Origin of the sequence: uncultured Cetobacterium sp., from assembly GCF_947072685.1 — a bacterium.
Lineage (GTDB): Bacteria > Fusobacteriota > Fusobacteriia > Fusobacteriales > Fusobacteriaceae > Cetobacterium_A.
The window spans coordinates 1-11,985 of sequence record NZ_CAMTIK010000009.1; the positions used below are offsets into that span (position 1 = coordinate 1).

At 31.0% G+C, this 11,985-nt stretch carries 10 protein-coding genes and 1 tRNA gene; 2 read left to right on the top strand and 9 right to left on the bottom strand.

Annotation, left to right across the window (positions count from 1 at the left end; all coding sequences use genetic code 11):
• The 3 genes from Q0V67_RS04565 to Q0V67_RS04575 form a co-directional block, all read right to left on the bottom strand.
• On the bottom strand, positions 1–827 hold an 827-nt coding region (locus tag Q0V67_RS04565; RefSeq protein ID WP_297597478.1), incomplete at its 3' end, for a hypothetical protein.
• A 19-nt stretch (positions 828–846) separates the two neighbouring features.
• Positions 847–981 carry a hypothetical protein gene (locus Q0V67_RS04570; RefSeq protein ID WP_297597479.1) on the bottom strand — a complete coding sequence of 45 codons (135 nt, stop codon included), beginning with the start codon at positions 979–981 and terminating at the stop codon, positions 847–849.
• Between the two features lie 187 nt (positions 982–1,168).
• Positions 1,169–2,326, bottom strand: coding sequence for a M20 family metallopeptidase (locus Q0V67_RS04575; protein ID WP_297597481.1), 1,158 nt, complete (start codon positions 2,324–2,326; stop codon positions 1,169–1,171).
• Between the two features lie 171 nt (positions 2,327–2,497).
• Here Q0V67_RS04575 and Q0V67_RS04580 point away from each other — a divergent pair, with 171 nt between their 5' ends.
• Positions 2,498–3,973 (top strand): bifunctional UDP-sugar hydrolase/5'-nucleotidase, encoded by a 1,476-nt coding sequence (locus tag Q0V67_RS04580; protein WP_297597483.1) that lies wholly within the window; start codon positions 2,498–2,500, stop codon positions 3,971–3,973.
• A 430-nt stretch (positions 3,974–4,403) separates the two neighbouring features.
• Here the strand turns inward: Q0V67_RS04580 and Q0V67_RS04585 are convergent.
• Positions 4,404–4,489: transfer RNA gene (locus tag Q0V67_RS04585), tRNA-Leu, on the bottom strand.
• A gap of 168 nt (positions 4,490–4,657) precedes the next feature.
• Here Q0V67_RS04585 and Q0V67_RS04590 point away from each other — a divergent pair.
• Positions 4,658–6,364: an ABC transporter ATP-binding protein gene (locus Q0V67_RS04590; RefSeq protein ID WP_297597485.1), complete on the top strand. Its 1,707-nt coding sequence runs from the start codon at positions 4,658–4,660 to the stop codon at positions 6,362–6,364.
• A 23-nt stretch (positions 6,365–6,387) separates the two neighbouring features.
• Here Q0V67_RS04590 and Q0V67_RS04595 read toward each other — a convergent pair whose 3' ends face one another.
• The 5 genes from Q0V67_RS04595 to Q0V67_RS04615 are packed head-to-tail and all read right to left on the bottom strand — an operon-like array spanning position 6,388 to position 11,967.
• Positions 6,388–7,212 carry a PhzF family phenazine biosynthesis protein gene (locus Q0V67_RS04595; RefSeq protein WP_297597487.1) on the bottom strand — a complete coding sequence of 275 codons (825 nt, stop codon included), beginning with the start codon at positions 7,210–7,212 and terminating at the stop codon, positions 6,388–6,390.
• 52 nt (positions 7,213–7,264) lie between these two features.
• The gene (locus tag Q0V67_RS04600) at positions 7,265–8,053 is read right to left on the bottom strand and encodes an OAM dimerization domain-containing protein (protein ID WP_297597488.1); all 789 of its coding nucleotides are present in this window, start codon (positions 8,051–8,053) and stop codon (positions 7,265–7,267) included.
• The gene (locus tag Q0V67_RS04605; RefSeq protein ID WP_297597489.1) at positions 8,053–9,612 is read right to left on the bottom strand and encodes a lysine 5,6-aminomutase subunit alpha; all 1,560 of its coding nucleotides are present in this window, start codon (positions 9,610–9,612) and stop codon (positions 8,053–8,055) included. Before Q0V67_RS04605 ends, Q0V67_RS04600 begins: the two co-directional genes overlap by 1 nt.
• A gap of 11 nt (positions 9,613–9,623) precedes the next feature.
• The gene (locus Q0V67_RS04610) at positions 9,624–10,955 is read right to left on the bottom strand and encodes a hypothetical protein (RefSeq protein ID WP_297597490.1); all 1,332 of its coding nucleotides are present in this window, start codon (positions 10,953–10,955) and stop codon (positions 9,624–9,626) included.
• Entirely contained in the window at positions 10,948–11,967 is a 1,020-nt protein-coding gene (locus Q0V67_RS04615) for a hypothetical protein (protein WP_297597491.1), read from the bottom strand. The genes Q0V67_RS04610 and Q0V67_RS04615 overlap by 8 nt, the downstream gene beginning before the upstream one ends.
• Positions 11,968–11,985 lie beyond the last annotated feature (18 nt).

The following is an 11,985-nucleotide window of genomic DNA, read 5'->3' on the forward strand; positions in this document are numbered from 1 at the left end:
CCTAAATCTATTGCTAAAGTTTTCCTGTCTCCAAATGAATACTCTAATAAAACCGTAAAGTCATTTTTTATAACTGTAAAAACCCCTGCAGCAGGTGTTAAATCTTCTAATTCCATTGCAAACTTATAGTTTAATGTCGTGCTTGGAATAACTCCCGAAATTTCACTGTCTGTTTTTTGATATGAAGCTCCCAAATATGGTGTCATAGAAAAATTGCTATCTCTATATACGACATAGCCAACTCTTCCTGATGCTACCTCTGCACTCTTTGCAGCCACATCTCCATCCATATCTATTCTCGTGTATGTATATTGTAAAGAGCTAAAAACTCTCTTGTATTCTCCAGCAATCAGAGCTCCCCCACCTAAAAGTTTCCCCTCTGATTTTTGTTTTATGTGAAGGTTTTCAGGCATAGTTTTAGAAATTTCACTTCCAATTGCCCCTAAAAGTTTATCATTCCAATCTTTACCTGTGCTATCAAAATTTATATTTCCTCTACCTAAATTAAATTTAGCTTCTGCTTCAAGTTTTCCACCAATTGCATATATATTTAAAAATGGAAGTATAAAATAATCCACTTTTACTATTTGAACCTTTGCATCTACCTCCATATCGTGAGGATTTAAGAAATATGCATTTAGGTCTGGAATTTTTTCGTGAATTTTTATTCCTTCTACACTTGCGCTTTTTAGATCTCCTTTTTCCCTTTGATTTACACCCATAACTGATACTCCCCACCTGTTCAATGGATATGGAATTCCGTTCCAATACTCCTGTGCTAAAACTAATTGTGGTAGTATAGCTAATAACCCCGTTACTTTTTTCATTGTTTCTCCCTTAGTTGTTCTATTCTTTATTTCCTTTTAATATCTCTACTATTTGAAATCCTAATAACAAAATATCTCCCAATAAGAAAAGAAGGAATGTCATAGTTTCCTCATCATCAAATCCCATTTGTAATAACTGAAAAACTATAAACAAAATCATCACTATGTTCGCAAAAAAAAGTGTCCTTTTCCTTTTGTGTTTAAAAAAACTATTATTTTTCATCATATTTTTAACCTATCCCCATACTTTTTATTTATTCAACACCTATATAATAACATAAAAATCCTTTTTATCTTAAATTATTTTTTCACAAAAATCCCCATTAAATCATGCACCTCTTCTAAAATTTATTTGATTTTTGACTCAATTCAATTGCAGATAAAACCATTGCTAAAATTGATTTATTCATTTTTTCGTGAGCATATTCTGAAGATAGATATTTTAAAATTTCCTTTTCGTGAACCTTTACATTCTCTGGTGCATCTAAAGCAATTTCAGTATACATTGTTGGACAGACCTGACTTACATTTCCAATATCTGAAGACCCTGCTGAACTTCCTAAATCATAGCTTATCTTTTCTATTCCTGATAATTTTAAATTTTTCTCCATTATTTCTTGAAGAGATTTTATGTATAGAACATTATCAAATGAGTTTTCAAAATTTTTAAAACTTAATCTTGTTCCGGTCATAAGCTCAGCACCTTTAGCACAATCTATAACTTTTTTATAAATTTTATTTAAATATTCTCTTGAACTTGCTCTGATATAAAATCTACATGAAGCATAATCCGGAGTTATATTCGGAGCACTTCCTCCATTCGTTATTATACCATGTATCCTTACATCCGATGTTACATGCTGTCTTAGACAGTTTATTCCTGCAAATAGCAAATTAACAGCATCTAAAGCGTTTATTCCATCTTCAGGAAAACATGCTGCATGAGCCGCTCTCCCATAAAATTCAAACTCCAAACTATCCATTGCTAGAGTCTTTTGATTTAGGTTAGTTTTTTCTCCGATATGGCATTGGAAAACAAAATCAATATCATTAAAAACACCATCTTCTACCATCTTACATTTTCCACCAACAGTTTCTTCAGCTGGAGTTCCAATAACAACTATATTTCCATTATAAATACTTTGAAGCTTTGATAAGAGTATTCCACTTCCTAAAGATGTAGCAGCTATCCAGTTATGTCCACAAGCATGAGCTGCCTCTCCCTTTTCCCCATAACCAGGCAAAGCATCATATTCCGCTAAAAAACATATTGTAGGCAAAGAAGCATCTTTAATTATACTTGCTTTAAATGCCGTTTGCATTGAACAAAATGGATACTCCACTTCAAATCCATGATTTTTCAGTACATTCACGAGATATTCTGAAGATACAAACTCCTCTTCTCCTAATTCTGGATTATCAAATATAAAATCATTTATTCGAATAAATTCTTTACTATATTTTTCTAAAACACTTTTTACATTTTCTAACAACTCCATTATTACTCCCCCTTAGATGTGTTACAAGCTAGAAAGCCTTCACTTTTTATTTCATTATATTTATCTCTATGTTACAAAAAAAAAATGAACTTTTCTTATTTTTATAAAACATTATATCATTTTTTTTTAAACTATGTTAAACTAAAAAAACACTATTTTCTAGGAGGAGCTATGAAACCTAATAATAATACTTACTATGATTTTACATTCATACATCTTAATGATATTCATGGAAGAGTTAATGGCGAAAACAATAGCATTAATTTTTCAAAACTCTTCACATTTTTAGAAACTTTACGAAAAGACAAAAAAAATGGTAAAGTTTTTTTAATAGATTCTGGTGATACATTGCACGGCACTCCTTTTGCAAATTTATCTAAAGGTGAGTCTATTGTTGAGCTCTTTAACTATCTTAAATTTGATTATACTACAATTGGAAACCATGACTTTAACTATGGTTACAATCATTTAAAAACACTTTTATCTCTACAAAACTATAAAACTTTAGCTTTAAATTTAATTGATAAACAATTTAAGAACGAAGATATTAAACCTTTTGATATTATTAAGGTCAACGGAATTAATATTTGTTTTTTTGGTATAATTACTCCTGAGACTTACTACAAAACAAACTCAAACAACATAAAAAACCTAGATATTATTGATCCTGAAGAAGCTGTAAAAAGCCTTTTGAAAGATCTTGAAAAAAAAGATATTGATCTTTATATTGGAATCACACATCTCGGGTGCGATAAAAGTACTAAAGAAATATATCAAAGTACTTATCTGGCAAAAAAATTTCCTAAAATTAATATAATTTTTGATGGCCATAGTCATACTGAAATTAAGGAACAATGCTTCGTTAATAATACTTTAATTAGTCAAACCGGAAATTATAATAATAAAATAGCTTTAGTCCAAGTTAAACTAAACAAAGATAAAAATATCCCTATTTTTAACTATAAACTAATCAGTAAAGAGGAGATCGATTATTATAAAAACGATCCTATAATTGAAGAGAGAATTGAAAACATCTTAAAAACTCAAGATTTAATCATGAATACTGTTATTGGACAAAGTAAATATCCTTTAATTGGGGATAGAGATCTTGTAAGATGTCAGGAGACCAATTTCACCCAACTTATTACTGATGCTATCCTATGGAAAACGTCTTGTGATGCAGTCTTTATAAACGGTGGAAGTATCCGTGATTCTATCGCTGCTGGAAATATTACAATTGGTGATATCATGAAATCAATTCCTTTTGGAAATGTTATTATTACTAAGAAAGTTCAAGGGACTCATATAAAAAGTGCTCTTGAAAATGGATTGAAAGCTTATCCTGAATCTCTAGGGGCTATGTCTCAAACTGCTGGAGTGAAAGTTTTCTTTAATCCTAATAACCCTCCATTTGAAAGAGTTAATGATGTTTTTATACAAAATATTCCACTTTCTTTAGATAGCTATTATAATGTAGCTATGACTGATTTTATGGCTTTGGGAGGAGAAGAATATGCCTCTTTTATAGAAGGAGAGGAGATTAATCACTATTCTAGTGTTGAAAATATTGTTATTGAATATATTAAAACTTTTGGTCTCAATATTGACAAAAATATCATTTCAAGATTAATTGTAAAATCAAATTAAAAATATATATCTTCGATTACATAGGTTTATAAAATCAAGTTATAATTTAATTTAGATTGATTTTTTTTGATAATTCTTCTATAATATAGTGCAGATAAATTTATCTGAATTTCTATTATAAAATATCAATATACCCATTCTGGAATGTAAATTTAAAAAATTTTGTTTAAATAAGTTTTATACCAATCTAATCATTGTGGAAATCTGAACCCCCCCATGCCTAAAGGCATGGGGGGGTTCTAAAGCATCAATTATTCTCACTCCTCTCGAAAGTTGAAGTGCACTATATTTTTTCTTTTAAACTTCCCTTGTTCATTTATTTTCGTCTTTTTTACTCTTGTTTGTAGTCATGAAAAACTCATTTTTTCTAGCTATAATATAATAAAAAAAAAAGATCTATATTTATAAGATCTTTTAAAGTTTAAAATTATGGTGCCTAGGAAGGGACTTGAACCCTTACTCCCTAGTGGGAAACGGATTTTGAGTCCGTCGCGTCTACCATTCCGCCACCCAGGCACTTTCAAAAGTATTGTACCTTAATTTTCAATGTTTGTCAACATCTTTTTTAATTTATAATAATTCTTTATTTCTCTGAGTTTTTAGCTGTAAAAAAATAGTATCGTTTGACTTTCACTTCTATTTATTTTAAAATACTTAAATACTATATAATTTAATGGAGGAAATATGTTAAAAAAATTTGTTAGTTACTACAAACCTTATCGAAAATTATTTTTTTTAGATTTATTTGCTGCTATTATTGTTTCCTTGTGTGACTTAATTTATCCCATGTTAAGTAGAGTCGCAGTAAATAATTATATTCCAAATAAAAATTATAAGGCAATAACACTTTTAGCCCTCTTTCTTTTAGGAATATATCTCACTAAATTACTTTGTAATTTTTTTATGAACTATTGGGGCCATGTTGTCGGCGTTAGAATGCAAGCTGATATGAGAAGAGATGTCTATGCTAAACTTCAAAATTTTCCTATTAAATATTTTGATAATACTCAAACAGGGAGTATTATGTCGAGAATTGTAAATGATTTACAAGAGGTTTCAGAACTTGCTCACCATGGACCTGAAGATCTTTTTATCTCTATTATTATGATTTTGGGTTCTTTTCTTCTTCTTCTTAATATCAATGTTCCACTTACTTTAATTATTTTTTCTGTAATTCCATTTACAATTTGGTTCACAATAAATAGACGACAACGAATGGCGGAAGCCTTTTTAAAGACTAGAGAAACTATTGGGGCTATTAACTCTACACTTCAAAACAGTATTAGTGGGATAAGAGTATCAAAAGCTTTTGTCAATAGAGATGTCGAGCTAGAAAAATTTAAAAAAAACAATATCAAATTTAAAGAAGCTAGAGAAGATGCTTATAAGGTTATGGCTGAATATGTTTCTGGTATGACATTTTTAACCGATATGCTAGACTATCTTGTACTTATTTTTGGAGCTATCTTCACTTATCAAGAGAAAATCAATTTTGGCGATTTTTTAGCTTATCTCTTATATATACGAATATTCAGTCAACCTATAAAAAGACTTGTTGGTTTTGTTGAACAGTACCAAAATGGAATGAGTGGGTTTAAGCGTTTCAATCAAATTTTAGAGGAAGATATTGAAAAAAATTCACCCAGTGCTAAGGAACTAACAAATGTAAAGGGAGATATTGAGTTTTCAGACGTATTTTTCAGTCATGATAAAAAAAATATTCTTAACAATTTATCTTTAAAAATAACTGCTGGTCAAACACTTGCCCTTGTTGGTCCATCAGGTGGTGGTAAAACAACTATCTGCAATCTTATACCTCGTTTTTATGATATCGATACTGGAGATATTACGATCGATAATAATAGTATTTATGGCCTTACAATTGACTCTTTAAGAAAAAATATAGGTATTGTACAACAAGATCCTTTTTTATTTACAGGAACAATAAAAGAAAATTTAATTATTGGAAAAATAGATGCTACAGATGCTGAAATTATTGATGCTGCCCAAAAAGCTAATATCCATGATTTTATCACAACTCTTCCAGAAGGATACGATACTGACGTTGGAGAAAGAGGTGTTAAACTCTCGGGTGGTCAAAAACAAAGAATTGCTATTGGACGAATTTTCTTAAAAAATCCTCCAATACTTATTCTTGACGAAGCTACTTCAGCTCTTGATAACATAACTGAACAACTGATTCAAGAATCTTTAGATACACTTTCAAAAGGACGAACAACAATTGTTGTAGCTCACAGGCTTTCAACAATTAAAAAGGCTAACACTATAGCTGTTTTAACTGATGAGGGTATCATTGAAAGAGGAACTCACGAGGAATTATTAAGAAAAAAAGGTATTTATTATAATCTTCATTTGGGAATAACTATATAGATATTTAGATTAATCTAGTTCATCTATTGATGTTTTTCGAACTCACTTCCTATATAAACCTTTATTTTTTTATTATGTTTTATCAATATCTTTCCCAGTATTTGAGATATTTGTCCATAGTTTTCTCCTTGGAAAGCTATGGGTTCAAAATTTTTCTCAATAGAATTAATATATATATAGCCAAAAAGTGCTCCATTTGAACTTCCTGTCGCTGATTCCTCCTCTATCCCATAAAGTGGTGCAAAATTTCTACAATACACCACTTTCTCCTCTATACAATAGATATGATATCCCACAACACTATTTACTTTTGATAACTCCTCTATCCGTTTTAAGTCTATTTTCAAACTATTCAATATCTTTCTATTTTTTACAGGTATAAGTATATCTCTTAACCCACTATAACCCACCACTATATTAAAGTTTTTATCCAAATCTTCCCTACTCACTCCTATTGATTCTATTATCTCCTCTTCATTTAAAACTCCATATATTGCAATGTCATCCTGTTCTAAAAAAATTTTATTTTCTTCAACAATCACATTTAAATCTCTAATTTTTAATCTTTCTATAAACTCTCCTGTTTCTATTATCCCCATCTTTTTTAAAACATAAAAAGCCCCTAAAGATGCATGTCCACAAAAGTCTATCTCACATTTTGAAGTAAAAAATCTAAGCTCAAATATATTTGTATCTATTTTTTTTACAAAAACTGTTTCCGATAGATTTAATTTTGTCGCTATCTTTTGACAATCTTTCTTTGAAATATATTCATCATTTAAAAAAACAACCCCTGCTTTATTTCCACCTTTTCCCTTATATGTAAATACGTCCACTATATATTCCATTCTCTCTCCTTTCAAAAAAGGAGTATACTTTCGTACACTCCCTTAAATCAAATTATTTTTTTATTCTTCTTTCTAGCTCTTGAACAGTGTACGACGCTACATCATCAGCATATGTTCCTGTCCCAAATCCAGCATCATATCCAAGCTCTTTAGCTAGTTCATGCGTTATTCTAGCCCCACCACAAACTACTAACATTTTATCCCTTAACCCTTCCGCCTCTAACATTTCAATCAACTCTACTAAATTTTTTATATGCACATCTTTTTGAGTAACTGTTTGTGAAACCAAAAGTACATCAGCATTTATCTCCAAAGCCTTAGCTATAAAATCTTCATTCAAAACTTGGCTTCCCATATTTAAGGCTTCAATCATCTCATATCTTTCTAATCCATAATGTCCAGCGTACCCTTTCATGTTCATAACAGCATCTATTCCCACAGTATGTGCATCTGTTCCTGTACTTGCTCCAAGAACAACTATTTTTCTTCCGATATGCTCCTTTACAAACTTATCAGTTTCCTCCATAGACCAAACTGTTGATTCCACTTTAGGTACATATATTGTTTCGTAGTCCACTGTATGAGTACAACTCCCATAGCAATTAAAAAATGTAAATCCTTTTGTTAGCTCCTTATAATATGATACCTGCGGATTTTCAAATCCCATTTTTTTCATAAGTTGTTTTGCTGCTTCCACTCCCTCAGCTCCAGATGGTACTGGTAGTGTAAATGATAGATGTGTTTTTCCATCATTCATTGTATCTCCGTATGGCTTAACCGCTTTTAAATCTAGCGTTGTATCAAAACCTCTTTCTTCCATTGAATATAATCCACCACTCATTATTTACACCCTCCTAACATTTTCGGAATAAATAGATTCATGTAACTTGAACCTTTTTCAACAACTCCTGCCAATCCTTTTCCACCAGTTCTGCTTCTTTTTATATCAGCAAAAGTTCCTTTTTCTAAAGAGTTAAACAATCCATCCGCAACCATTTTATCAAGTAAATTTACAGATTTATCTAAAACCTCTTTAGCTCTATTTTGAATCATTCCATTCTCTTTAAACTCTATTTCTGAACCTAAATCTCTCATGTTGTTAAATATATATCTTGCATTCTCGATTGCTAAATATCTATCAGACATAAATGGGGTGTGAATCGCCTCTGTCATCATTCCTAAAAGCTGTAATCCTTGTCCTGTCATAATAGCAACCTGATTAAACAATGCATCTTGTATGTGACCTTTAAAAACATTTCCTGTCATAAATTTTGTCGGTGGCATATATTTCAACGGTGCATTTGGGAAGATCTCTCTTGTCATCTGAGCTTGAGATAGTTCTAATAAAAATCCATTTTCCAAATCTGGATCAATTTCAAAAGCGTGACCTAGCCCCATTTGTTCTTCTGGTAATCCCGCCATAAATGCCAACTGCTCGTTAATTAAATCTGATGCCAAAACTGTATGTGCATTCTCAACAGCATCTGCTGTTGTTAAATAGTTATCTTCACCTGTATTTATTATAACTCCAGCAAATCCATTTATCACTCTCGAGAAAAATTGATCTACAAGTGTTCTTTGCATATTTATATCTCTAAAAAGTATTCCATACAATGCATCATTTAACATTACATCCAGCCTCTCTAGAGCTCCCATAGCTGCGATTTCCGGCATACAAAGACCCGAACAATAGTTGCATAATCTTATGTATCTTCCAACTTCCTCTCCAACTTCATCAAGGGCTTTTCTCATAATTCTAAAATTTTCTTGTGTTGCAAAAGTTCCACCAAAACCTTCTGTTGTAGCACCATAAGGTACATAATCCAATAAACTTTGTCCTGTTGTTCTGATCACAGCTATTATATCAGCTCCTTGCCTAGCTGCAGCTTGAGCCTGTATTACATCCTCATATATATTTCCTGTAGCAACTATAACATATAGATAAGGTTTTGGTCCCTCCCCTATTGTTTCTAAATATCTATCTCTTTGGTTTCTATTATTTTTTATTCTATCCACAACTCTATCTGCTATAACTTCAATTTTCTTTTGTGCGTCCTCTTTCGGATGCTGTTTAATTTTTGTTAAATCCAGTTCCCCAGAAGACACTTTTTCTGCTATTTCTTGAGGTGTTAATCCCGTTTCTATCATTGTATTTCCTAAAAAATACATAACCCCTTCAGACAATACCCCTCTATCTTTAAGATGATCTACCACAACATTTGGTAAAGGTACTTCATCCTCATTTATACCATCTATCTCTAACAATCTACAAATAGTTCTCTCAACAGCCACTGTGGTATATGAATCCACAAACTTCTGAACATCTAATGCGATATCTTTCGCTAAATTCCTAGCCTTATCAACCTTGTTAAAATCTAACCCCAACTTACTTTTAAACATCCAATATCCTCCTATAAATATTTATATGATTCACTTATGATATCTTCATCTATTTTCAATAGTTTTGCTATTGTCAATGCTTCTGCCGGAACATTATCATCTTCAACTTCAATCAAAGAATAATCTATGTAGTTTTCTATATTTTCAAATGTTACACCTTCATCTATCTCTGTTTTTTTTATTCCAGTGACTCTTAATTTTACAACATCGTTTCCAACTTTATTATAGTGAGTTGTAATAACAGATTCTATAAAATTTTTTTTGAGAATATTTATCACTCCTCTCAAAAGCGCCCTTCCTTCTTGAGGGTTTGTTGTTCTTGCGAGTTCATCTATCAGAATAAGAGGTTTTACACCTTTTTTTACTTTCTTTATAATACTATCGACCTCTAGCATCTCAGCTGCAAATGATGAGAGCCCATTCTCTAGAGATTGAAGATCCCCAATCAGAATACAGACCTCATCAACTATCAAGAGTTTCGCCTCTTGTGCTGGAACATAAAACCCCATTTGAGCCATCTTTTGAACTAATCCCAATGTCTTTAAAGTCAATGTCTTCCCTGACATATTTGCTCCTGTTATAATAGTAACTCCATTGTAAAGAGATATATCTATCTTTTGATAATCTTTATTTTTTTCCGCAAGTCCTTTCAAAACTTTAGGATTAAACATCCCTTTAATTTCAGTTCTTTCAGTAAAACTAGGTCTAACCAATCCTAATTTTAAAACTTGGTCAGCTTTAGCAAGTATAAAATCTAAATAACCCAACCTTTTTACCGAACTCTTTAAAATTTGATTATAGTTTAATAATTTCCTACTGATAACCTTTCTTACATCATCTTCCAACTCTACTTCAGCTTCATATAACCTTTCATCCTTAGTTTTTTTTATCTCTTTTCTAATCTCGGACAACTCTATTGAGTAGGAGCTATATATATGAAAACTAGCTATTCTTATTTTATCTGGATCCAATATATCTATTACTTTTTCCAAATTCTGTGGGGCTAAAAAATCATATTCTATCCCTAAAATTTCATATATCTCTTGGGAGATCATGGAAAAAATTTTAATTTCAAAAAGTTCAATATCATCTAATATATAGCCATTACATAATCTTTCTATTGTAAAGCTTACATCTTTTAGGGAGCATATTTTCCTCTTCAACTCTCTATATAGATTTGGTTTGCTTTCTAAGAGTGTAAGTGTTCTTTCTAAGTTCAAATACTCTTTTTCTAAAAAAATTTCATCTCTTGAAAACTTAACTTCTCTTACTGTTTTCTTACCTAATTTACTTACAATATCTAAGGTCTCAACTATGTAATCAAATCCTATTTTTTTAAACATCCGTCTCCTCCCTTAGATTTACAACTGGTATGTCTGTAAACTTTTCAATAGCTTTTATTAACTCCTTAGAATTTAAAATATGTCCTGTCGGTGCTATCGGATTGATAGTAATTGCTATTAATTTAGTACTGAACAGTACTTTTAGAAAACCACCTCTTTTAAAAAATTTATTTAAAACTTCTTGAGAAACAAATATTTTTGTAAAATCTTTAACTATAATCTCTAAATATTTTACAAAACTTTGTTTTGACAAATTATCAATAAATCTCTCAGTTAAAACTCCAGTTATATACAACGAGCATCTCTCTTCAAAAATGTTTTTCTCTAGTTGTGAAAAATTTAAAATAGATTTTATTGGCAGTTTCTCGATTATTTCTTTCTCCCAAATCACTTTATAGATTCCATCCTCTAAGTTTAAAAGTTTATTTCTCTTTTCATTCTCTAAAGAATCCAACTTCAAAAGCTCTATAATATGCCTAGTTTTCTTTACTATCTCATTCAAATTTAACGATATTGCCGCACCCGTTGATAAAACTATTCCTTCTGTAATAATAGGAGACCCTACACTCAAACGAGATAGGGCCCCATCAACTATTACTGTATCCACGCCTTTTTCTAAAATTTCATCTATTACTTTCTTTACCCAACTACTATTTGAAGGTCCTGACAAAAGAACTGTTCCCTCTCCTATTGCTCTAGCAATAACCAATCTACCAAGAGCTGTTGATTGCTCACTCACTCCCAATATTTCAGCTTGAAACTTTTTCTTTTTATAGTGTTTCTCACTAGTCGCAAATAGCATCCCTTCAAATATTGTTACTTCTGGTTTTGATGTTGCTGTGACAATATCTGTTATCTCCCCATCTATCCCAATAGAGGTAGTTCCTACAACAACACCAATATTTTTTAATCTTTTTAAGATATAGTTCATCGTTTCAGTTTTTCCAACATTTTTTTCCAAACCGATTGTGGCAATACTTCTATATTTTTTTATTTCATTTATAAAAGGCATGGTTTTCTCCTTTCAAGT